Annotated in this window: 22 protein-coding genes; 13 read left to right on the top strand and 9 right to left on the bottom strand. The window is 60.8% G+C overall.

Annotated features, from left to right (window positions below; genetic code table 11):
* Nucleotides 1–95 precede the first annotated feature (95 nt).
* From IAI53_RS02540 to IAI53_RS02500, 9 genes are all read left to right on the top strand, one after another.
* Nucleotides 96–887 (top strand): flagellin N-terminal helical domain-containing protein, encoded by a 792-nt coding sequence (locus tag IAI53_RS02540; RefSeq protein ID WP_187716581.1) that lies wholly within the window; start codon nucleotides 96–98, stop codon nucleotides 885–887.
* 318 nt (nucleotides 888–1,205) lie between these two features.
* Nucleotides 1,206–1,997, top strand: a complete 792-nt coding sequence (locus IAI53_RS02535; RefSeq protein ID WP_187716580.1) for a flagellin N-terminal helical domain-containing protein — start codon at nucleotides 1,206–1,208, stop codon at nucleotides 1,995–1,997.
* Between the two features lie 93 nt (nucleotides 1,998–2,090).
* The gene (locus IAI53_RS02530) at nucleotides 2,091–2,555 is read left to right on the top strand and encodes a flagellar protein FlaG (RefSeq protein WP_187716579.1); all 465 of its coding nucleotides are present in this window, start codon (nucleotides 2,091–2,093) and stop codon (nucleotides 2,553–2,555) included.
* Between the two features lie 39 nt (nucleotides 2,556–2,594).
* The gene (gene fliD / locus IAI53_RS02525) at nucleotides 2,595–3,935 is read left to right on the top strand and encodes a flagellar filament capping protein FliD (protein WP_187716578.1); all 1,341 of its coding nucleotides are present in this window, start codon (nucleotides 2,595–2,597) and stop codon (nucleotides 3,933–3,935) included.
* Between the two features lie 28 nt (nucleotides 3,936–3,963).
* A complete protein-coding gene (gene fliS, locus IAI53_RS02520; protein WP_187716577.1) occupies nucleotides 3,964–4,365 on the top strand; it encodes a flagellar export chaperone FliS in 402 nt (133 codons plus the stop codon).
* Nucleotides 4,362–4,709, top strand: a complete 348-nt coding sequence (gene fliT, locus IAI53_RS02515; RefSeq protein WP_187716576.1) for a flagellar protein FliT — start codon at nucleotides 4,362–4,364, stop codon at nucleotides 4,707–4,709. Before fliS ends, fliT begins: the two co-directional genes overlap by 4 nt.
* A gap of 48 nt (nucleotides 4,710–4,757) precedes the next feature.
* Nucleotides 4,758–5,909, top strand: coding sequence for a flagellar hook-length control protein FliK (gene fliK, locus IAI53_RS02510; protein ID WP_187716575.1), 1,152 nt, complete (start codon nucleotides 4,758–4,760; stop codon nucleotides 5,907–5,909).
* Nucleotides 5,899–6,252, top strand: coding sequence for an EscU/YscU/HrcU family type III secretion system export apparatus switch protein (locus tag IAI53_RS02505; protein WP_187716574.1), 354 nt, complete (start codon nucleotides 5,899–5,901; stop codon nucleotides 6,250–6,252). Before fliK ends, IAI53_RS02505 begins: the two co-directional genes overlap by 11 nt.
* 109 nt (nucleotides 6,253–6,361) lie before the next feature.
* The gene (locus IAI53_RS02500; RefSeq protein ID WP_187716573.1) at nucleotides 6,362–7,135 is read left to right on the top strand and encodes a flagellar brake protein; all 774 of its coding nucleotides are present in this window, start codon (nucleotides 6,362–6,364) and stop codon (nucleotides 7,133–7,135) included.
* 205 nt (nucleotides 7,136–7,340) lie between these two features.
* Here IAI53_RS02500 and IAI53_RS02495 read toward each other — a convergent pair whose 3' ends face one another.
* From IAI53_RS02495 to IAI53_RS02485, 3 genes are all read right to left on the bottom strand, one after another.
* Nucleotides 7,341–7,934, bottom strand: coding sequence for a recombinase family protein (locus tag IAI53_RS02495; protein ID WP_187716572.1), 594 nt, complete (start codon nucleotides 7,932–7,934; stop codon nucleotides 7,341–7,343).
* 156 nt (nucleotides 7,935–8,090) lie between these two features.
* Entirely contained in the window at nucleotides 8,091–13,031 is a 4,941-nt protein-coding gene (locus tag IAI53_RS02490) for a DEAD/DEAH box helicase (protein WP_187716571.1), read from the bottom strand.
* Between the two features lie 128 nt (nucleotides 13,032–13,159).
* Complete coding sequence (locus IAI53_RS02485) at nucleotides 13,160–14,203, bottom strand: helix-turn-helix transcriptional regulator (RefSeq protein ID WP_222948138.1); 1,044 nt, start codon at nucleotides 14,201–14,203, stop codon at nucleotides 13,160–13,162.
* Nucleotides 14,204–14,324: 121 nt separating this feature from the next.
* Here IAI53_RS02485 and IAI53_RS02480 point away from each other — a divergent pair, with 121 nt between their 5' ends.
* Genes IAI53_RS02480 through IAI53_RS02465 form a run of 4 tightly spaced genes read left to right on the top strand, consistent with a single transcriptional unit; the run spans nucleotide 14,325 to nucleotide 16,301 of the window.
* Nucleotides 14,325–14,582: a hypothetical protein gene (locus tag IAI53_RS02480; RefSeq protein ID WP_187716569.1), complete on the top strand. Its 258-nt coding sequence runs from the start codon at nucleotides 14,325–14,327 to the stop codon at nucleotides 14,580–14,582.
* Nucleotides 14,583–14,608: 26 nt separating this feature from the next.
* Nucleotides 14,609–15,073, top strand: coding sequence for a hypothetical protein (locus IAI53_RS02475; protein ID WP_187716568.1), 465 nt, complete (start codon nucleotides 14,609–14,611; stop codon nucleotides 15,071–15,073).
* Nucleotides 15,070–15,312, top strand: a complete 243-nt coding sequence (locus tag IAI53_RS02470) for a hypothetical protein (protein ID WP_187716567.1) — start codon at nucleotides 15,070–15,072, stop codon at nucleotides 15,310–15,312. The genes IAI53_RS02475 and IAI53_RS02470 overlap by 4 nt, the downstream gene beginning before the upstream one ends.
* 35 nt (nucleotides 15,313–15,347) lie before the next feature.
* Complete coding sequence (locus IAI53_RS02465) at nucleotides 15,348–16,301, top strand: metallophosphoesterase (RefSeq protein WP_187716566.1); 954 nt, start codon at nucleotides 15,348–15,350, stop codon at nucleotides 16,299–16,301.
* A gap of 628 nt (nucleotides 16,302–16,929) precedes the next feature.
* Here IAI53_RS02465 and IAI53_RS02460 read toward each other — a convergent pair.
* The 6 genes from IAI53_RS02460 to IAI53_RS02435 all read right to left on the bottom strand — a co-directional run bounded on the left by IAI53_RS02460 (nucleotide 16,930) and on the right by IAI53_RS02435 (nucleotide 22,964).
* Entirely contained in the window at nucleotides 16,930–17,442 is a 513-nt protein-coding gene (locus IAI53_RS02460) for a hypothetical protein (protein WP_187716565.1), read from the bottom strand.
* Between the two features lie 297 nt (nucleotides 17,443–17,739).
* Nucleotides 17,740–17,925 carry an AlpA family phage regulatory protein gene (locus IAI53_RS18765; RefSeq protein WP_187716564.1) on the bottom strand — a complete coding sequence of 62 codons (186 nt, stop codon included), beginning with the start codon at nucleotides 17,923–17,925 and terminating at the stop codon, nucleotides 17,740–17,742.
* A gap of 489 nt (nucleotides 17,926–18,414) precedes the next feature.
* Nucleotides 18,415–19,716 (bottom strand): tyrosine-type recombinase/integrase, encoded by a 1,302-nt coding sequence (locus IAI53_RS02450; RefSeq protein ID WP_187716563.1) that lies wholly within the window; start codon nucleotides 19,714–19,716, stop codon nucleotides 18,415–18,417.
* 161 nt (nucleotides 19,717–19,877) lie between these two features.
* Nucleotides 19,878–20,204: a flagellar hook-basal body complex protein FliE gene (fliE, locus tag IAI53_RS02445; RefSeq protein ID WP_187717922.1), complete on the bottom strand. Its 327-nt coding sequence runs from the start codon at nucleotides 20,202–20,204 to the stop codon at nucleotides 19,878–19,880.
* Between the two features lie 148 nt (nucleotides 20,205–20,352).
* Nucleotides 20,353–21,786 (bottom strand): sigma-54-dependent transcriptional regulator, encoded by a 1,434-nt coding sequence (locus IAI53_RS02440; RefSeq protein WP_187716562.1) that lies wholly within the window; start codon nucleotides 21,784–21,786, stop codon nucleotides 20,353–20,355.
* Entirely contained in the window at nucleotides 21,783–22,964 is a 1,182-nt protein-coding gene (locus IAI53_RS02435; RefSeq protein WP_187716561.1) for a sensor histidine kinase, read from the bottom strand. Before IAI53_RS02435 ends, IAI53_RS02440 begins: the two co-directional genes overlap by 4 nt.
* Between the last annotated feature and the right edge of the window lie 44 nt (nucleotides 22,965–23,008).

Here is a 23,008-nt window from a genome sequence, read left to right as displayed (position 1 = left end):
GGCCGTTACAGCATCTGAACGGCACGAATCACCAATGCAGTAAGCAGGATCAAACGCTTGCCGTGTAATCGAACCTGATTCGCTGGAGGCCCAAAATGGCACAAGTAATCAACACCAACACCTACTCGTTCAATGCGCAACGGCACCTGAACAAGAACTCGCTGGGCCTCTCGACCGCGCTCGAGCGCCTGTCCTCCGGCCTGCGGGTCAACTCCGCCAAGGACGACGCCGCCGGCTTGGCCGTCGCCCAGCGCATGGAGTCCGACGCACGCGGCCTGACCGTCGCCATGCGTAACGCCGCCGACGGCATCTCCTTCGGCCAGACCGCCGACGGCGCGCTCGGCACCGTGGGCGAGATCCTGCAGCGCATGCGCGAGCTGGCCGTGCAGTCGCTCAACGGCACCATCTCCGACACCGAGCGCGGCTACCTGAACAACGAGTTCACCGCACTGCAGACCGAAGTCACCGCGCTGCAGGGTGCAGCCAAGCTGAACAACCAGTCGGTCTTCGGCTCCTTCACCTTCCAGACCGGTGCGGCCTCCGGCCAGACCATCGCCGGCACCTTCACCAGCGTGACCACGCCGGTCGGCACGATCAACACCAGCGGCAACGCATCGACCGCCCTGACCAATATCGACACCGCACTGAACTCGGTGGCCTCCAACCGCTCCAGCATCGGCGCCACGATGTCCTCGCTGCAGTTCCGCATCCAGCAGATCGAAACCGCGCGCGAGAACCAGTACGCCGCACGTAGCCGCATCATGGACGCCGACTTCGCCGCGGAAACCGCCTCCCTGTCGCGCTCGCAGATCCTGCAGCAGTCCGGTGTGGCCATGGTCGCCCAGGCCAACGCCGTGCCGCAGAACGTGCTCTCGCTGCTGCGCTGATCGATTGAGCGCCCGCGGGCGCTCGCCTCTTCCCGACGGCGGACGCATCCCCGGATGCGTCCGCCGTCCTTGCGTCCGGGCTCTGCACCGAAAGGCCCTGATCGCCCCGTAGGAGCGGCCTTGGCCACGATGCGACCTACGAGGAAACCACCGCCACATCGCGGCCAAGGCCGCTCCTACCGGACGGATGCCCGGCAAAAAATGCCCTAAAGTTCTGCACCGGCCCGCCGTTAATTCACTTGAACGGCAAAGATGACGTGGCAGCAAACCGAACACCGATCTGCCGTCTGATCAATCTTGGCTCCCTGGAGGCCCAAAATGGCACAAGTAATCAACACCAACACCTACTCGTTCAATGCGCAACGGCACCTGAACAAGAACTCGCTGGGCCTCTCGACCGCGCTCGAGCGCCTGTCCTCCGGCCTGCGGGTCAACTCCGCCAAGGACGACGCCGCCGGCCTGGCCGTCGCCCAGCGCATGGAGTCCGACGCACGCGGCCTGACCGTCGCCATGCGTAACGCCGCCGACGGCATCTCCTTCGGGCAGACCGCCGACGGCGCGCTCGGCACCGTGGGCGAGATCCTGCAGCGCATGCGCGAGCTGGCCGTGCAGTCGCTCAACGGCACCATCTCCGACACCGAGCGCGGCTACCTGAACAACGAGTACACCGCCCTGAACACCGAAGTCGGCGCGCTGCAAGGTGCAGCCAAGCTGAACAACCAGTCGGTTTTCGGCTCCTTCACCTTCCAGACGGGTGCGGCCTCCGGCCAGACCATCGCCGGCACCTTCACCAGCGTGGCGGCCCCCGGCGGCGGCATCGGTTCCAGCGCCGCGGCGACGACCGCCCTCGGTGCGATCGACACCGCGCTGAACTCGGTGGCCTCCAACCGCTCCAGCATCGGCGCCACGATGTCCTCGCTGCAGTTCCGCATCCAGCAGATCGAAACCGCGCGCGAGAACCAGTACGCCGCACGCAGCCGCATCATGGACGCCGACTTCGCCGCGGAAACCGCCTCCCTGTCGCGCTCGCAGATCCTGCAGCAGTCCGGTGTGGCCATGGTCGCCCAGGCCAACGCCGTGCCGCAGAACGTGCTCTCGCTGCTGCGCTGATCGATTGAGCGCTAGAATGCGCTTCAATCCTAAAAAGAATAACCGGCGGGAGGGCGCGCAAGCGCCTCCGCCGGTCTTGAACTGGAGGGCATCATGGCCATCCAACCTGTGCAGAGCGGGCTTCCGGCTCCTCAAGCCAGTTTCAAGCTAGGCCCGGCAGACACAACGCCGCAGCCCCCGACTGCAAACACGCAGGGCGGGGTTTCGCCGCTTGCGGTCTCCGGCACTCCGGGCACGAATCCTGCTCAGAATGCAACGGGCGGCAACTTGCGCCCGGCGGACGCTCAGTCGCAAGCAGACGGCAAGGAAAACGCGAGCGAGGAGCAGCTGTCGAACGCCATCGCGCGGATCGAGAAAGCCCTTGAACCGGTGGTGCGGGACATCTCGTTCAGCATCCACGACAGGACCGGCGACGTGGTGGTGAAGGTGGTCGATCGCGAGTCGCAGGAAGTCATTCGACAGATTCCGTCCGAAGAGCTTCTGCGCATCGCCGAGCGGATCGAGGAACTCGGCTCGAACAGCACGGCGCCCGGTCTGCTTCTCAGGCAGGAGGCCTGAGCGGCGCCAGGGCGCAACACGGAACAAACGGAGTACATCATGGCAGGGTCCATCTCTTCTCTCGGTATCGGTTCTGGCCTCGACGCCAACAGCATCGTCGAGAAGCTGATGGCCATCGAGCGCGCACCGCTTACCGCGCTGAACCGGCGTGAAGCCTCCTACCAGGCCAAGATCTCCGCGTTCGGCACCATCAAGACGCGCTTCGACGCGCTCCAGACGGCAGCGGACAAACTTGCCGACCCGGCAAAGCTTGCCGGCTTCACGGCAAGCCTGGGGGACGAGGACGTGCTGAGCGTGGCGCCTGGCGCATTCGCCAGCGGCGGCAGCTACAACGTCAATGTCGTCCAGGTGGCCCAGTCGCAGAAATCGCTGTCCAACCTGTACGCCTCGGGCACCACCTTCGCGGCAGGAACCCTCACCTTCTCCATCAACGGCGAGGACGTCGACGTCGCCTTCGGCGGTGGCAACATCAACGACCTGCGCTCCGCGATCAACGACGCCGGCATCGGTGTGACCGCGACGACGGTCACCGGCGATGCCGGCTCACGCCTCATACTGACCTCGACCGAAACCGGCACCGACGCCGCATTCAGCCTCTCGGTGAGCGGCGGCGACGCCAACCTGGCGAGCCTGGCGACCTTCGATGTCGCCAACCCCAACGCCCGGACGGCGCAGAACGCAATCATCGAGGTCGATGGCGAAACCGTCACCTCGCAGAGCAACGAGTTTTCCACGGTGATCTCGGGCGTGACCATCACCGCCAAGACCGTGGGCAGCTCGACGGTGGACATCGCCCGTACCGACGCCAACGTCCTCGATACCGTCAAGGAGTTCGTCACCGCCTACAACGCTGCGGTGAACGAGCTGAAGACCAGCAGTGCCTACAACGCCGAGTCCGGTTCCGCGGGCGTGCTCAACGGCGACGGGACCGTACGCACCCTGCAGGGCCTGCTGCGCTCGACCGCCGGCGCCTCCCCGGCGGAACTGGCCGGCACGGCCTTCGCCAACCTCTCCTCGCTGGGTGTGTCCTTCCAGCGCGACGGCACGCTGGCCCTGGACGAGACCAAGCTGAAGAACGCGATCGACACCGACTTCGGCGCGGTCACCTCTACGCTCAACACCATCGGCGCGTCGATGGAAACGCTGGCCGACGAGGTCACCTCCTTCGATGGCCTGCTCGCCAACCGCACCGACGGTCTCAACCAGTCGGTCGACCGTCTCGACGACCAGCGCACCCGCCTGGAATACCAGCTCGAACTGACCGAGAAACGGATCCGGGCACAGTACGTGGCCCTTGATACACTGATGGGCCAGTTGAACACCACCTCGTCCTACCTGACGCAGCAACTAGCCAGCCTCAACGCATCGCGCAGCAGCTGACCAGACGCCCGATAGAGGAACGCGCACCATGTTCTCACACGCGATGAACGTACAGAACGCCTACCGCTCGGCGGGCGTTGACGCAGAGATTCTCGGATCGAGCCCGCACAGGCTGATCAAACTGCTGTTCGACGGCGCGCTCGCCTACATCGCCAAGGCCCGCCAGCACATGCTGGACAACAACGTCCAGGCCAAGTCGGAAGCGATCACCCGCGCGATCGACATCATCTCGCGCGGACTTCGTGCGAGCCTCGACCTCGAAGCCGGCGGGCAGCTGGCGAAATCGCTGGACGACCTGTACGAGTACATCGCGCTGCAGGTGCTGAAAGGCCAGATGCAGAACGATCCGGCCTGCCTCGACGAGGCCAGCCGGCTGCTGACCGAATTGGGCGACGCGTGGGCGCAGATCGGCGACCGGGTCGGCCAATGAACCCACAGGCCAAACCCGACGCGGACGGCCTCGGCGAAGAGCTTCAGGCCATACTGGCCGAGCTTGATTCCCGCTCGCGGGCCGGCGAATGGGAAGCCCTGCCCGAGCTCGGCCAGCGCGCCCTGTCGATCGCCTCGGAACTGGGGCGCAGCGCCCTGCCCGACGACCCTGCGGCACTCGAACGGCGACGCCTCGTGCTCGAGCGCCTGCTTGCCGGGATCGGGTCGATCACGCAGATCATCGAGCCCGCCCGCAGCAAGCTGGGCGAAGATCTCTCCAGCGCCCAGGTGCGTTCCAAGGTCAACACCGCCTACGGCATGCCGCAACGCACCGGCGGCGCCTGACGCGGACGGCGCCAGAAGGCGGCACGACGTCCGCACTGGAGGCGAACAATGATCCCCGCCGACCTCGCTGCCCGTCTTCGCCTGCTGACCGAAGCCAGCTTCTTCGAGACCGAACCCCCGGTCCCGGGCCTGCAGCGTGCACGTGAGATCCAGGCGCAGCTGCCCGAACTGCTGCCCGGCCAGCGCTTTACCGCCGCCCTGCAGCGCGCCCTGCCCGACGGCAGCTTCCAGGCCATCGTCGCCGGGCGTCAGATCACCCTGGCGCTGCCCCACGCGGCCAATGCCGGCGACACCCTGGAACTCGTCGTCACCCAGACCACCCCGCGCGCAGTGTTTGCCCAACTGGCCGATCCGCCCGCCACAGCCGGCGCGAACATCACCCGGCCCGAACTCAGCCCCGCCGGACGCCTGATCAGCTTTCTGCTGACCGGCCAGCCGGCGGCCGAACCCGCGGCGCTGGCGGGCGGCAAACCCCTGCTTTCCGCCCCCCCGGCAAACGGTGCCGCGCTGGCGCCGATCCTGCGTCAGGCGCTGGCGCAGAGCGGCATGTTCTACGAAGCGCACCAGTCCAGATGGCTGGCCGGCAAGGTCGATACCGCATCGCTGCTGGGCGAGCCGCAAGGCCAGCAGGCCGCAGCGCGCGGCGCTTCACCGCAGGCCACGGGCGCACCAGCACAGGCACAAGCACAGCAAGCCGCTGCCGCCGGCACGCCAGCCCAGGCGGCGGGCGCGCGCGCTGCCGCGGCCGCGATGCCGGCCGGCGGCGCCGAGCGGGCGGCAAGCGCCGCACCGCAGGCGGAAGCCACTGCCGCGGGGCGGGTCCCCGCGGTGCCCGAGCGCATCCTTCCGGTGGTGCACCAGCAGCTCGACGCCCTGGCCACGCAACAGTACGTCTGGCACGGCCAGGCCTGGCCGGGACAGCACATCGAATGGCGCATCGAGGACCCGGGCGACGGTGAAGGCGACGGCAGCGGCGACGCACGCGAGTGGCACACCTCCCTGCACCTCACGCTCCCGCGCCTCGGCGGCGTGGACGCCCATCTCTACCTCGGCGCAAGCGGCCTGGCGCTGCGCATGCAGGCCGACGACCCCGATGCCGCCCAAGCCCTGCAGGACGGCCGGCCTGCGCTGGAAAGCGCACTGGAAGCCATCGGCGTGCCACTGACCGGCATGGTGGTGGAGGTCCCGGATGCAGCCTGACGACAACCCGCTCGCCACCCGCGGCGAAGCCGTTGCGCTGACCTACACCGCGGGCGAGGCCGCACCGCGCGTGGTGGCCAAGGGCCGCGGACTGATCGCCCAGGAAATCATCTCGCGTGCCCGCGAGGCGGGCGTATATGTTCACGAATCGCCCGAACTCGTCGCGCTGCTGATGCAGGTGGATCTGGACGAGCGCATTCCACCCCAGCTCTATCTGGCCGTGGCCGAGCTGCTCGCCTGGCTGTATCGGGTGGAACAAGGCGACATGAGTGCGCCACCGCCGCCGAGCGCCACCCTGCCCGGCGCCCCGACCGGCCCGGACAAGGGCGGTCCCGCGCTGTGAAAGCGGAACAGGCAGGCTTCGCACCCCCTAATGTCGGCGACGCAGTCCGGTTCGATGCTATAGAATCGGCCCTCACCCAACTGCGCACCGCCACCAGCCGGCCCCCCGCATGAGCACCGAAAACACCACTCGAGTCGAACTGCTTCGCTCCGACGACTTTGCCCAGTACCTGCTGCACGACGCCCGGCAAATCAAGCAGATCCTCCGCTCGCTGGTGGAAAACCGCGCGTTGATCACCACCTACCTGCCCTCCGGCAATCAGTCCTTCCTCACCGCCATCCTCACGCTGATCGACGACGAGGAACGCCTGGTCTTCGACGCCAGCCCGGACGAAGCGGTGAACCGCCGGGTGGCGTCCATCGACGAGTTGATCTGCGCCACCCAGCTCGAAGGCATCAAGATCCAGTTTCCCCTGAGCGGCATCCAGGAAGTCACCTACCAGGGGCGCGACGCCTTCGTGGCCGACCGCCCGGAGCGCCTGCTGCGCCTGCAGCGCCGCGAGTTCTACCGGCTGGTCGCGCCGATCACCCACGCGCTGAACTGCACCATCCCGGTTCCGCAGAAGGACGAAGAACCGCGCACCATCGAAGCGCGGGTGCTGGACATCTCCGGTGGCGGCATGGCCGTGGTCGTGCCGCCCGACGACGCGGATTTCGTGCCCGGCATGGAGTTCGACGGCTGCCGCGTGAACCTGCCGGATTTCGGCCCGGTCACGGTCCGCATGCGGGTACGCAACCTGTTCCGCCTGACCAACCGCAACGGCGTCGAAGTGCTGCGGGCCGGCTGCGAATTCGTGAACCTGCCCAACAGCGCCAACAACCTGATCCAGCGCTACATCTTCAAGGTCGAACGCGACCGCAGCGCCCGCGAGCGCGGCCTCTGAGTCGAAACCCCGCCCTGAAACGACAACGCCGCCCATCGGGCGGCGTTGTCGTTTCAGGGCCGGAACGTGTCAGACCGGCATGTTCATGATGTCCTGTAATGCTTCTTAAGCCTTATAAGCCTTTATTTACAAGACTTGCTCAGAATACCACATCGTCCGTACCCACATCTTTACCCACACTTATGCAGGATACCCACCCCCTCGCCTATGCTTGGCTCGCAGACCTGCAAGCATCGCGAATGTTGATGACCGTGCCCCGAGAGAGCCTATAGGCCCTCGCGAGCGACGACACTGACTCTCCGCCAGTCAGCCTCTGAAGAATCGCTCTGCGCTGCTCCTCAGTCGTCTTGCTCGGACGCCCCATGTGCTTTCCTTCGGCTCGCGCACGCGCCTGCCCCGCCTGAGTACGCTCAATGATCAGATCGCGCTCGAAGTCCGCGACTACCGCAAGCACCTTGACCATGAGTTCACCAGCCGATGAAGTCAGATCGAGGTTGCCAAGCTGAAGCACAACTAGCCGGATGCCCCGCTCAGCGCAGAGCTTGACCGTCTGTTGAACATCGATGGAGTCGCGACCGATCCGGTCCAGCTTGGTGACCACGAGCGTGTCGCCTTCCTCCATGCGATCCATGAGCTTCTGGAAGCCTTGGCGCTGCGAAGTGGGCACCGATCCCGATACCTTCTCTTCAATGTACCGATTCGGCTGGATCGAGTAGCCGGCCTGAGCGATCTGTTCGGCTTGGTTCTCAGTGAGCTGGTCTACCGTCGAGACACGGGCGTAGGCAAAGACGCGGGACATGACAGCGGCTCCTAAAAGTGTCAGAAACTGCTGTCAGTATATCGCACCATGCCAGTTACTGTGTACGCCTATGTTTTTGACATTTCTCGGATGGGTGCCAAGAAGTGACCACTTGTTGACGCGGGAAGAGAATGAGCGGCCGGACTCTCTCAATAGCTAACCCGCTGATACAACCTGGAGCGTCCCGCCCGCGACTGCCACGCCAGATTGAAATTCGTCATTGAGTGCGCCAGGAGCTAGGCCTGTCATGATCTGGAGCCTAGGAAGGCTCTTCACGATCTTCATCGTTTCCAAGCTGACCGTTACCACGCGCGCAAACAACTCCAGTGGATAGCGTGGGTTGCTCATAGTCTCGATAGCCCAATCATTAGCGTCATTGACGATACCACTGACGTTGTCGGGCTTTGCGCATTGACGCTCCACCACCCAATCCAACGCCGGTTTGCCATTGACCTCGTAGTCGTACGCTTCCAGCGGGATGCTGGTCAAAGTGATCTTATCGTTGTAATGCAGCGTGGTTAGGTCTTTGTCCTTTCCCTTCTTGCCGTACTTCATCTTCACGACGCGGTAGTCAGCATCAGTCAGTTTGCCGACTGATTCAGTCTTGAGCGGGTACGGCGCCACGGTTTCGTAATTTAGGTGGAGGTCGGCCAGTTTGCGTCCGGCTTTGGAGAAGGCCCAGAAGTCGGCTGCGGTGATAACGCATGGGATGCGCGGCAACTCCTTATTCAGGTTATCAGCGTAGCGTTCGCGGTAATCTGACGAATGCAGGAGGCCATAGACGTAATAGAAGACATCCTCTTTACAGATAAGCTCACCGGGGTAAGCCCTTTGGAAGTGCGACAGCCCTTCATCTGTGATGGCATCACGCTGTTGGCGCATTGTGTTGGACGGGGTATCAAACAGCCCAGACTGTGGCTGCTCATTGGTTCCTGTTGCGTCATCGAAAAGGTATAGCGGGAAGCATTGGCTATTGTAGTGATGCTTGAAGTCCGGAATGCAATCCGTGATCAACGCGGAGAAGTCCTTTGTCTCGCCGGTTCCCGTTATCACGATGACGCAGTTTCTTGCACCTCTTGGAAACACTGCGCTCATCTGATAGATGTATTCATTAAGTCTTCTGTTGAAGTAGAGGTGCTGCTTTGTGAATGGCCGATAGCTGCTTACGGTTAAGCACGAACTATCGAACTCCAGCGGCCGCCCTTTTTGAAACTGTTTCTTCAGTGAACGAGTCCAGCTAATGCTGCTCTTGTCGGCAATATCTACTCCTGTCAGAAGCTGGTTGTAGGAGGAAATTGTCCGTCGAACATTGTTCGCAAGAGCATTCTTGCTAAAGTTGTAGCACCAAGCGTCACGAGCGGTAAGTACGCCCTGAGAGTAGTTGCTGAATAGTGACTTTTCGTGCCCTCTTTTGCTTCCAATAGCCAAGTGCGTGTTGAAGCTGTCATCCCGCTGCTTCAACCAGTCTCCATGCTCATTTGGCGTGATGGACTGCCAGCCCTGTTCTGCGGCGATGCCAGCTACACTAGCCAAGATACTGATTCGCTCCAGCTTATCTTCTCTACTCAGATAGTCGCCAATATCGTGGAAATAGATGCGGCCTTGCTCTTCAGTCTGTGGGTTCTTTACAAGCAGCGAAATGGCAATGGGCGCACGGCTGCCACTGCCAAAAATCTTACCACCCTCCCTGCGTGAGGCTTCGCCGCTGGTGCGCTGGTTTCCGCGCAGATGGAAGATATACAGGCTAGAGAATTCATCTGCCAGACACTGGCGTAGGCCGTCTGCAGTGTTGGCCTCGACAAAGCTTGCATTGGTGACAAAACCGATGACGCCACTATCACCAATGCGATCACTGGCCCAGCGGATAGCACGAATGTAACTATCGTACATTGCTCGACTCGCCGTTGCAGTTGAGCGAGCAACATATGAGTTTCTTATGCTCTCATCCAACCTCTTGTACTGAGTGTTTTGGTTGTCGTCATTTTGGCTGGCTTGGCCGATTGAATACGGCGGATTTCCAATGATGACGCGAATGTCCAGTGCTTTCTGCCGCTTGCGCCTTGTGCTGTTCTGTACTAGCAATGCGTCCACCAGATCATCCTTCTCGTACATCTGGAAGGTGTCAGTCAGACAAATGCCGTCAAAAGGTCGGTATTCGCCGCCAACAATGCTGTGATACACCGCTTCGATATTGATGGCGGCTATGTAGTAGGCCAGCAAGATGATCTCGTTGGCGTGGATTTCGTTTTTGTACTTGTAGGGCAACTGCTCCGGCGTGATCAGACCACTTTGCATCAGGCGGGTGATGAAGGTACCGGTGCCGGTGAAGGGGTCAATGATGTGAACGCCCTCACTGCCCAGTGTCTGCCCAAACTCCGTCCGCAGGATGTGATTGACGCTGTGGATGATGAAATCCACCACTTCCACAGGGGTATAGACGATGCCCAGCCGTTCCGTCATCTTGGGGAAGGCATTGCGGAAGAACTTGTCATACAGCTCCACCACGATCTTCTGCTTGCCGGTGGCGCTCTCAATGCCTTCAGCCCGCAGTTTCACGCTGTCGTAGAAAGACTGAAGGGTATCCACTTCCTTGCTCAGGTGATGCTCTTGCAGTAAATCCAGGACCGCCTGCATGGCCTGCGACATAGGGTTGTGCTGGGCGAAGCTGTAGCTTTCAAAAAGCGCATCAAAAACCGGCTTGGTAATCAGGTGCTGGGCCAGCATTTCGATGATTTCACAATCGGTGATGCTATCGTTAAGGTCGTCGCGCAGTTCTTCTGCAAAAGCATTGAAGGCTTCACGCTCTTGGGTGTTCGCCTTGTTTTCCAGAATGCCAGTGATACGGTCGACGTGGGTGCGGGCGATCTTGGCAATGTCGTTGGCCCAGTCCTCCCAGTGGTGGCGGTTGCCTACCTTCTGCACCAGTTTCGCGTAAATGGCGCGCTCGATTTCGCCAATCTCGAACTCCAGGGGCTGCTGAACCGGCTTGTTCTGCGTGACCGAAGTGCCAATACTGAAGCCACCCTGGCCGGTCTGGCCCTTGCTCTTGCCCTTGGGCTTTTCTTGTTTTTTGGCTACCTTGTCGGTGACGGCAATGACTTCCATCTTGCTGGGGTCCCTGCCGATCAGATCGAGCTTGTTCACCATCGCATCGAAGCGGTCATCGTGTGAGCGCAGGGCTTGCAGCACCTGCCAGACCACCTTGTAGGTCTGGTTGTCGTTCAACGCTTCGTGAGGCTCTACGCCGGCCGGGATGACCACAGGCAGGATCACATAGCCGCGTTTCTTCAGGTCTTCATTCGTTACCGGGTCTTTGACTGTCCGCATGACGCGGCCGACCGACTGCACCACATCCACTTGCGAATTGCGCGGCGTCAGGAACAGCACAGCATCCAGGGCGGGCACGTCGACGCCTTCGGACAGGCAACGCACATTGGAGAGAATCCGGCAGGTGTTTTCCGGGGGGGCTTCCTTGAGCCAGGCGAGTTTGGCTTCTTTTTCGCTGGCGTTCATGCTGCCATCCACATGGTCGGCTTCGCAGTGGAGGTTCGCCACCTGCTCGAATTCTTCTGCCTCCTGGTACGCCTCGACGACGGACTGGAACATGGAGGCAATCTGCTTCGAGCTGACCTTGTGCGTCTTGCCTGCCTTTGCGATTTCAATCACCTGACAGAAGGCCACGGCGCGTTGCATGGCCTGACCATCACCTATCAGGTCATCTGCCAGCCCCTGCTTGGATAGCGCTTTCCAGCAGCCGATGATCTTGGCTGCGTCATCTACCTTGAGCTGGTTGTCCGGGTCTTTCAGCAGATTCTGGATACGGCGGCTGACGTGGGCCTCTTCGATGGCCAACACGATCACCTTGTAGTCGCACAGTAGCTTCCGGCGTACCGCTTCCGAGAAGGTGATGACGAAAAGCTCCTTGCCATAGAGGGCTTCGTCATCCATGGAACACAGGGCCACGTTGTCTTTTTCCGCGCTGGCCTTGGCAAGCTCGCCATAAATGCGTGGCGTAGCAGTCATGTACAGCCGCTTGGCGGAGCGGATGTAGGCGTTGTCATGAACGCGAACAAAGGCGCTCTCGTCTTCGCTCTCGAAGGTGGCGCCGGTGGTGCGGTGGGCTTCGTCACAGATGATCAGATCGAAGTCCGCCAGACCATGCTCAAGCTGGGCACGGCTGATCACATCGATGGAGTGGTAGGTACTGAACACCACGCTCATGTGTCCGGTATCGTGACGCTTGCCCATTTCCGTTGCCAGCCGGCCAGGCTCGGTCGTCGCGGGGTAGCGCAATTCATGGGTGAAGGTTTGAACGGTATCGTCATCCTTCTTCCGCTTCTTGCCCACGTCGCTATCAGAGCAGACTGCAAAACTGTGTAGCGGCGTTTCGCTTTCCTGCGTCCATTCAGTGAGGGTTTGTGACAGTAGATTGAGGCTCGGGACAAGGAAGAGCACCCGTTTGCCTTTGCCGGCCAGCGTCTCTGCGATTTTGAGGGCGGTGAAGGTTTTTCCAGTACCGCAAGCCATGATGAGCTTGCCACGGTCAGCCGATGCCAAGCCTGCTTGAGTCTTTGCTAGGGCGGCTTGTTGATGCTCACGCAGTTGCTTCTTGCTTTTGAGCACGGGAGCCGATTTTGGCGCGTAGCTGGCCCACTCGATCTGGCTGTTTTCCAGATCGTGAAGGTCTATCTTGCTGACCGGAGGCTGCTGATCACGCAGCGCATCTTCTGCGTGCTCGCTCCAGTGATTGGTCGTGCTGACAATGATGCGGTGCGTGAACGGTTTCTTGCCTGATGCCGTGAAGAAGCTGTCGATGTCACCTTTCTGCAGGCGATAGTCTTCCGCGTACAGCTTGCATTGGATGGCGTGGTACTCACCGGTAGCTGTTTGGGCCACAAGGTCGATACCGACGTCACGGGCATCGATTTGTCGCAGCTGCGCCCAATCCGCATACGTCCAAACCTGCGCATAGAGATCACGGTACGTTGCTTCATTCCGTAGATAGCAGAGGATCAACTCTTCGAAATAGGTACCTTTCTCCCGCTCGGAGACGGATGCGGAGCGAAAGGTGTCAAGCAAGACTTTAAGTGAAGACATAGGAGCCTCAAGAACCTGTGCAGGACAAGCTGTCCGCACAGCAACGTTAACTATCTCAGACTGTAAGGTGATGGTCGAAGGGCGAAGACGGTCACTGACCCGCAGGTAGCGGCTTACGGATGCGTGCGCTAGGCCCTTTGCGCAAGCGCCGCTGAGGAGTCCATCATCGCACCAGAGGCGTACTTTCGGGCCATTCTAGCGGCGACATCCGACATCTCCCGTCGCAGGGCAGTCGGGCTCAGAACCTCGACCGTATCGCCAAAGCCGAGCAGCCACCATCTGAGCTGCGGGGTGTCGGCCACAGTTGCATGGACGAGGAGCGTGCCACCTTCGTCGCTTACCGACTGATCGGTAGATAGGGGTGTTTCGAGCAGGTGCTCTCCGGCCTCGCGCGAGAAGCGCAGCGCGACTTGTAATAGCTGGCCCTTGCCGAAAGCCCAGATACCCCGCTCGATACCGGCGTCGAGATCGTAGCCCGGTGGTGCAACGGCTGGTTCTTCGCGTAGCGTTGCCGCCTCGACGCGGTGCAAAGCGAAGTTCTGCGCGTTGGGGTAGTCGCCAATGCGGGCATGCAGGTAGATCACCCAGCCACGTTGGATAATGGCCAGCGGATGTATTCGGTAGCTCTCCGCGGACTTGCTGCCTTTCTTGCGATAGCTGATGTCCAACTGGCGCTCGCGCATGAGCGCATCGGAGACGGTGCGCTGAACCTCGTGGGCGACTTGGGGCGGCGTCAGTGGTTGTGCGGGTGGCACGGTGCGAACCTTGTCCAACCAGGATCGCGCTGGCGTGGGCTGTTGTTCGGCAGACAGCCGGCTTCGGGCGGCTTGGAACTGGGGCTGAAGGTGTTCGACGATACCGGCCGGGAGCAGGCTCCGCAGATGCTGTTCCGCGAGAACCCAAGTCAGTGCCTCGGCAACCGACAGCCCCGGCAGATCGAAACTACGGGCTTCGCGCTGCCAACTCCAGCCATAGGGTTTGGCACGCTCATCGACCACCAAGGGGAAGGCACTCGACAGGTCCATCAGATCGCGCTGGACAGTCCGTTCCGTGGTGTCGAAGCCGTGCACCGCGAGCGCCTGCTTGAGTTCTTGAGCGGTGATCTTCTGCGGATAGCGGGGTAAGAGCCTGAGAAGCTGCCAGTGGCGAAGGATGGTCGCTCGGATGGTCACTCGTGTCCGTCCCATAGTTGCATTGCCTGTCGATTCCCCGCTTGCGATGGGCCACTTTCCTTGCACGCTGCGACAAGCTGCGTCGCACTACGCCATTATTCTACGTCTATCGCATGCCGTGGTGACCATTGTCATCGTCTACGGCACGATGCCCAACAACTTTGCGTATCCAGGAGACAATTCAATGACTGCCTATGCCGTGAAGGTGCAAGGAGGGTTCGCGAGAGTCGTCGAAGTCAAGACAGGCGCAGTTAAACGGACGGTGAGCGGCGGCATCGTCTCTGCGCAGGTTCTCGGCGACATGGTCCAGGTCACGGACAAGACTGGCCGCGTGAAGGTCATCGACATCAAGACAGGGGCGGTCAAGCGCAGCTTCTGACGGCCAGGCGAATCCTCAACACTCCGATGGACCACGAAATGCAAGCAAAGCGACGAAGGGATGCGGCGCTGCTCAACTACCCACACTCGCGCACAGACAGGGCGTTGCGCCCGCGATTCTGCCTCTACCGCAGCAATGGCGAACTGTTCTTCGTGAACCACACGGATGAGACGCTCGACTGGGTCGCGAATGGCTCGGTAGGCGGCTTCATCGACGCGGACGGCGACCCGGTGGCGACCACCGATGCCCAGACCCGCTATGAGCAGGTTCTGCCGGGGGAAGGAGTGCTGATCGACGTCTTCGACGATCTATTCGACTGCGATCTTTACATCGCTTCGACCATCACGGTCGCCAGCGCAGTGTCGGGCGTCCTGCAGTTTCATTGCGCAGACAAGGGCGGTGCCCACGGACGCGTGCTGCTCTGGCAGGACGGCTTTGTCTCGCCGCAGGTTCGTATGGAAGTTCTTACCGAAGACAGGAACAGCAAATGACGCCTGATCGCATCAGTGCAATTCTCTATCGCCATGACCCCGCGAACACGGGCTGCAACGTGTGCGAGGACATGGAAGACGAATACGACAGGATCGCTAGCGCGATTGCGGAAATCCCGTTGGCGCAACTCAGCTTCGAAGCCTTTCGCGCCGTTCTCGTCGACGCGTTCTTTGAAGACGCGCTCTCTGGCGAGGATTTAAAAAAGAGCTACGCCGAGATCGTCGGCGTTGGGGTCTGACCATCAATCAAGAAACAGACAGAACGGGAGCACTCATGGCGGAAGTTGCTGGGTACGACGTGATTGGAGACATTCATGGTCACGCCGATGAACTGGAAGCACTGCTTCAAAAGCTGGACTACCGCAAACAGGTTGGAACTTGGCGTCATCCTGAACGCAAAGCTGTGTTCGTCGGCGACCTTATCGACCGAGGACCGAAGCAACTGGAGGTCGTCGACATCGTTCGCAGGATGGTCGACGCGGGCCATGCGCAGGCCACGATGGGAAATCATGAGTTCAACGCCATCGCGTGGCGAACCCTCGACGAGCATGGCAGGCCCCTTCGCGAGCACTCCAAGAAGAATGAGGATCAGCACGCCGCCTTTCTTGCTGCAGTGAGTGGGAACTCAGAGCTACACAAGGACGTTGTCGACTGGTTTCTGACCCTGCCGCTGTGGCTCGAACTGGACGGGATCAATGTGATTCACGCCTGCTGGCACACCGGGTATATGGACCGGTTCGCAGGACGCCTCGCGCCGGGTAATCGCCTGACACCAGAACTGATGAATGAAGCAGCGAGCAAACCTGCACCAGGTGAAGAGGAAACTTTGTTCAACGCCATAGAAGTGTGGCTCAAAGGCCTTGAAACATCGCTCCCAGCCGGCGTAACTTTCGAAGACAAAGGGGGGCATGCGCGCAGCGAAGTGCGTGTTCGATGGTGGGATGAGAGTGCGATTCTGTTCCCAGACGCAGCGGTGATCGATGATCACATCCGTGCGAAGTTCCCACCGGTCGAGATTCCTGAATCCGCGCGATACCGCTACCAGCCGCAGAAACCGGTCTTTTTCGGCCATTACTGGATGAGTGGCCATCCAACCATTCAGAGCCCATTAGCGGCCTGTACGGACTTTTCTGTGGCCAAGCAGGGCAAGCTTGTCGCATATCGTTGGAACGGGGAGCAGCAACTCTCGAACGAAGGCTTCCACTACGTGCAGAACGGACAGACTTGAATGGAGGTATTTCTATGGGCAAGTCAAAGAAGGGCAAGAGCCCCACAGGACCAGCGGCAAACTGCCTCGACTGTCCTAATCACCGTGTAATCCCCGATCCGGAGCCGGAAGACTGGTTCTGTGCCACTGACCTCGCGGTGGTCTGTACCAAGGTGCAAAACCCGGAGCAAGACCCTGAATCCCGCTGGCTCTCCGACCGGAACCCCTATCGGTGCGTCGCTCAGTCATGTCGGCCCCACCATCTGCACGAGGATACGAACAGACCGGGTTGGTGTCCGTTGTTGAATTAATAGAAAAGGCCCCGAAGCGAGAACTTCGAGGCCATAAGTCTTGAGGGATACACCGTGTCTCAGTTGGAACGAATCGAGTATCTTGAGTATTTTTCTGGCGGACCAATAAACGTATCTGTAAAGTTCGCTAAGAGGCAGGGTTGCGTTAGTGAAAGACGTGCCACTTCAGAGCAGATCGGCGAGTTCATTGAGTGGCTACGGGGGCACCCTGATACCCCCGTATTTTTTGATGATCATCCGTATTTCGTGTCGCGCATCGAATATATTGTTAGTCGTGGCGCTCTAGTGCTTCACGTTGTCGAACACGTTTGAACCACCACGACGGCGCGATGGATCAATTAATTATTTGGCGCAAATTCTGTGGAAATGATTATTTGCTCTAAACCGTTATTTTTCCATATATCCTTGATGTCGTAGCTCACCACCCTACTAACATCCTCGGCAGAATTCTGGATTTTTTGACAGAATAAATCACCTGTTCGCACCAGCTCTTCCCAAACTGAAGCCGCCACAAGTTCGAAGCAAGCCTCTGAGTGAATAGGCATCTTCGCAACGATGTGGTAGTGCAAGTACCCACTACTTCCACCGATCTCTGGTACGGCAATAAAGAAAAGCCTTTCGTCGATAGATTTCCTGTGGAAGTTTCTCCCGTGAAGCCGTCTATCAACTCGCGCAGACCAATTCTTCAGGATTTTCCAGCCCTGAACGTGCGTTGTGTCTCTGTTGAAGTTTGCGGTTAGGTGCCACGTAAAGTTCTGGCGCTCAATAAATTCTGAGTAACCTTGTTTTAATTTCTGCCGCTCTTCGTGTTTGTTTTCGTAGAAACTCTCTTGACTTGTTGCAGTATTCATTTAGCTTTGAACCTATATCTTATAGACGCACCTCGACTAATGCTCCAAAGGGCTAGGAATGAAAACCAGTAGCTTAGGGATGCGTCCAGCTTGCTAGCGAGTCTCGCTTAGCAGTGATTATTTATGTACCAAAGTTGAGGCACATTGGCTGACCGTGCCTACCATGGGCTAGTCGTCACCGATGCCGCCACTCGCTCCGTTAAGTATCTGAATAAATACGTTGAAGCGAAGTGACACGGCATCGGATTATTGGCATCTACACATCATTTGATGCTTGATGCTCACACATGACTACAATCAGCATGCACTTCGGCTTGAGAACCGGTCCCGAAGCCAGCCATCTACCTCCTCTTCCGCCCACACAGCAACTCTAGCTGCGAGCAACGTCTGCTTCGGAAACATTCCCTTCGCCAGAAGAGCATAGATACTGCTACGCCCAAGGCCCGTCTTTTCAATAACTTGCTTGATTCTGAGTGCTTTCATACATTTTCCCCTATTGTTTACGAACTCCGTAGATGAGCAGATGCGACGACTGACGCCGTAGCGCAATGCCACAAGCGCTAGCCACTTCGGAATCGTTTGACGGGAAAAGTGCGTGACTTGTCCGAGCAGACGCCTACCACATTGTGGTAACAGTCGGATTTCACGGGTAGGCCACACAGCACAACGCTCAGAATCGGAGCGAAATAATCTGCAGACCCTTTCAGACGCAACAGTGTGCGTTGCGATTGAACCTCATCGCAACGCGATGAGTACATTCATAATATAGGCCAACTGGGAGTTAGCTAGCAGTGAATCAACTAGATATTAAATCTAGTGGCGAGCATTATATTGAATACACTCACCTCTGTCAATCAATTAATTGATCCACGTCGAATCTGAGTGTGAATTTTCCAGAATAATTCGCAAACTGTTTGTCAAAAATGATCTAAGTTCCATGGTAAGAAAAGTAGATCGACATGCACTAGCATGCTACGAAGTTGACCGCCCTTTGCTCTTCTCGCGGGCCTCGGCCAACTTTCTATCGCACAAGTCTGACCAGTCTTGCCATAGTGCGCGCAACCCTTCACTGAACTCTGCCCGGTTGTAAGCAGCGCGCACGCGATCTGCCTCCTTGTGCGCAAGAGCGACCTCGATCACATCCGGCCTATACCTTCCCGACTCATTAGCCCAAGTAGAAGCCGTAGCCCGCAAACCGTGAATGTCCATAACATCCCCGAATCCCCAACGTTTGCGCCAGTTCGTCAGAGTCATACGATGCATTGGCTCGTTTGGATTCTTGCGGTTTCGAAAGACAGGGCCTTCTGTTTTCGGCCCCAAGGCTCTAAGCAACTCGACTACCTGCCTACTTAAGAAGACGCGATGCTCTTCACCGCCTTTCATTCTGGCGGCGGGAATCAGCCAAACTGCATCGTCCAAGCTGAACTCTTCCCACCGAGCTCCCGTTACCTCTGATGTGCGGCACCATGTCATCACGAGAAGACGTAGCGCCGATTTTGTTTCTTGAGCCGTTGATGGTGCATCTTCCACCGCCATCAGGAATTCACCTAAGCGACCGACAGGCAAAGCCTTACGCGGCTTCTCTTTTCGCGTCGACGCATTAGCGAGCACACGGGAGCGAGGCGTCGGATTGGCCTGTACAAGCTCCCCATCCACCGCGTACTCGAAAATTTGATTGATGTAGCCTCGGCAATATCGCGCCGTGACCGGAGCCCTCGGGTCGAGCGCTGTCAAGAGACCGTGAAGCTCTTTGCGGGTAATCTCATGTACTGCCCTATCGCCCAGCGCCCCAAGAACATGCTTTTCGAGCATCGCCTCACGATGCCTTGCGGTTCGCGGCGCAAGGTGTGAGGCAGTTGCAGCCATCCACCTCTTAGCGACCGCCTTAAAGGTGTGCTCGTTGGCCGCCTGCTCTCGCGCCGTGCGCGCCGCGACCTCATCCTCAATATAGCTTCGCGGATGCACACCCCGCGCGACGAGCCAACGCGCCCCCCGATGCGCAATCCGCGCGCACTCCAATGAAACCTCCGGGTAAGCACCAATGGTGAGCGTCTGCTCCTTCCCTTGCAGCCGGTAGCGGTAGCGCCACGCCTTAGCCCCTGAGGGCGGGATGTAGAGCGTTAGCCCTCCTCCGTCAGCCAGTTTCGTCGCTCCATCCCCTGCCTTCGCATTCAGGACCTTGCGTGCGTTTAGGGATCGCTTGAACTCGTCTGATGTCAGCCGGTTCTGGTCTGCAACTTCGAGAAGGATCGTCAGTGCCGTAGGTGTGGGCATAGGGAAGTAAGTTATGGGTCTTTACCCACAACCCTACCCACAAATGCACTGGATTGCAACGAACAAACTTGGACAACGGCGGACGCCATATCCAAATAATTTGTTGTTTTTCAGATGGTTACTTCGTAAGCCTGGACTATCGTGGACTTCGCCAAACGCCGTCAGACCGGCATGTTCATGATGTCCTGGTAGGCGGTGACCAGGCGGTTGCGCACCTGCACCATCTGCTGGAAGGACAGGCTGGCCTTCTGCAGATCGACCATCACGTCCTGCAGGTTCACGTTCGGGTCGCCGGCAGAGAAGCTCTCGGCCATGGCACGCGCTTCCTTCTGCGCCGAGCTCACATCCACCAGCGCATTCTGCAGCACCTGGGCGAAATCCACGCCCTCGGCACCCTGCGCGCCCGCGCCTGCCGCGGGCTTGCCGGAGGCAGCCTGCGACACCGAGCGCAGCTCATTCAGTACTTGGTCAATTCCGCGGGTATCCATCATCTTCCCCCGGCGTCCGGGTTAGCTTGGTTTCCAGTCTAGCAGAGCAACCCGCATGCCACCACCACGCTCGGCATGCAGCCCTGTCCGGCGCACGCGGGCGCCCTGCGAATACTTAGCAAGAACAGGGCCCGAATCTGCGGAGGCTTCAGACCTCGTATCCCTCGTCGCGATACTGCTGCAGCTTGTAGCGCAGCGTACGCTCGGAAATACCAAGCTTTTCAACGGTTTTCTTGCGCGAACCGCCGAACTCGCGCAGCGTCGCCAGGATGTGCTCGCGCTCGAGATCCTTCATGTTGGCCGGCCGGGCAGGCGGCACTGGCGGAGCGGGCGGGACGGAGGCGGCAAAACTTGCCGGCTGGCTTGCCGCAGCAGCCGGCGGCGCTGCCGTCTGCACCGGCGGCACAGGGGTCTGCACGACGGTCTGCGGCGGCACGGCCATGGCTTCGCCGTTCCAGTGCGGCAGGCACAGACGGACGGTCTCGGGCAGCACGCTGTCGCCCGCAGTCAGGATCAGCACGCGGTGCATGGTGTTCTCCAGCTCGCGCACGTTGCCGGGCCAGTGGTAGGCCTGCAGCAGGGCTTCCGCCGCGGGCGAGATGTGCGCCTGGCGCTTGAGCCGCTCGCCATGACGGGCGAGGAAGTGACGCGCCAGCGGCAGCACGTCGCCCGGACGCTCTCGCAGCGAGGGAATCGCCAGCGGGAACACGTTGAGGCGGTAGTACAAGTCCTCGCGGAAGCGTCCGGCGGCGATCTCGCGCAGCATGTCGCGGTTGCTGGTCGCGAGCACGCGGATATCGAGCGCCACCGGCTTCTTGCCGCCCACCCGCTCCACCTCGCGCTCCTGCAGCACGCGCAGCAGCTTGGCCTGCAGGCCGAGCGGCATCTCGGAGATTTCGTCGAGCAGGATGGTGCCGTCCTGGGCCTGTTCGAACTTGCCCGGCTGGGCGCTCTGCGCGCCGGTGAAGGCGCCCTTCTCGTAGCCGAACAGGGTGGCTTCCAGCAGGTTTTCGGGGATGGCCGCGCAGTTGATCGCCACGAAGGGCCCGCGCGCGCGGGCCGAGTGGTGGTGGATGTAGCGCGCGAACACTTCCTTGCCGGTGCCAGACTCGCCGGTCAGCAACACGGTGGCGTCGGTTTCCGCCACCCGCGCGGCCAGCGCCAGCAGGTTGCGGGTGTGCGGGTCCTCGGCGATGGTGTCGTCCGCGGTGGGCGGCACCGCGGCGTAACGGCGCACGTGCTCGAGCAGCACCTCGGGCTCGAAGGGTTTCATCAGGAAGTCGCAGGCGCCGCCGCGCATCGCCGCCACCGCCTTGTCCACGTCGCCGTAGGCGGTCATCAGCAGCACCGGCAACTGCGGCTGGCGGCTGCGCACCTCGCCCAGCACCTGCAGGCCGTCCATCGGCTGCATGCGCAAGTCGGTGACCACCAGGTTAAAGGACTGGCGTTCCAGTTCGGCCAGCGCCGCCGGTCCGCCATCGACGCCGGTGACGCCGTGGCCGGCCATCTCCAGGGTGAAACACACCGCGTCGCGCAGCGCGTCGTCGTCCTCGACGACCAGGATGTTGAGTTGTTCGATCATGATTCGGCCTTGCCGTCTGCGTCTCCGCCCTCGGTCGGCAGCGGGACGGTGAGCATGAAAGTGGAGCCCTTGCCGGGCGCGGAATCCAGGGTGATCTCGCCGCCGTGGGCGCGCGCCACGCCGCGCGCGATCGCCAGCCCCAGGCCGGTGCCTTCGGCCCGGGTGGTAAAGAAGGGTTCGAACAGGCGCTCCTGCATGGCGGGGTCGATGCCGCGCCCGCTGTCGCGCACGGTGAACACGATGTCCTGGCCCACCTGGCGCACCTGGCAGTCGACGCTGCCGCCCGGTTCGGTGGCCTGGATGCCGTTCTCCAGCAGGTTGGTGAGCGCACCGGCGAGCGCCTTGCGGTCACCATGCAGTTGCAGTTCGCCGCAGTCGCACTGGCTGCTGAACTCGATCTGCCGCGCACGCGCCACCGGCTCCAGGGTGTGGGCCAGTTCGGCACTCAGCTCGCAGACGCCGAAGAACTGGCGCCCCAGGCTGTCGCCGCGGGCGAACAGCAGCATGTCGCGGATCAGGCGCTCCAGGTAGCGCATGCGCTCGATGGCGCGGTCGGCCACCTTGAGGCGTTCGGCCGGGCCGAGTTCGGGCTGGCGCAGGTTGCCGGTATACAGCAGGGCCGCGGCCAAAGGGGTACGCAGCTGGTGGGCCAGGCCGGCAACCATCTCGCCCATCGCCGCGAGGCGCTCATTGCGCTCGGCGGCCAGGCGCATGCGGTGGGTTTCGGTGATGTCGTGCAGCAGCAGGATGCGCTCGTCGCCGGATTCCAGCGCGGTCTCCGACACCGACAGGCGGCGCGGGCCATCAGCCAGCTCCACGCTCATCTCGCCCGGGGTCTCGGTCGCCTGCAGCGCGGCGCCCACCTGCTGCCATTGCCGCCCGGTGATGCCGGCGCCGAACAGCTCCTCGGCCGCGCGGTTGACCTGCACCAGCGTGCCGGCGCGGTCCAGCACCACCACACCGGCTGGCAGCGCGCCCATCAGCACGGTGAGCCGTTCGGTGAGCTGCTCGACCCGGCCCTGCAGGGCGTTATAGGCGTGCGAGAGTTCTTCCGACGCCCGGCTGAACAGCTGGAAGGCTTCGGCGAGCTGCGCGGCATCCAGTCGCGCCACGCCGCCATCGGGTACCGTGGGCGGCACCGGCTGGGCGGGACTGGCGGAGGTGGGCGGATTCGGCATCGGGCTCGGGCTCCCGGCAGTTTTTCACGACTGGCAGTCTAGCT

It is taken from the genome of Thauera sedimentorum, assembly GCF_014489115.1.
GTDB classification, from domain to species: domain Bacteria; phylum Pseudomonadota; class Gammaproteobacteria; order Burkholderiales; family Rhodocyclaceae; genus Pseudothauera; species Pseudothauera sedimentorum.
This window is presented reverse-complemented; position numbering and strand designations above follow the sequence as displayed.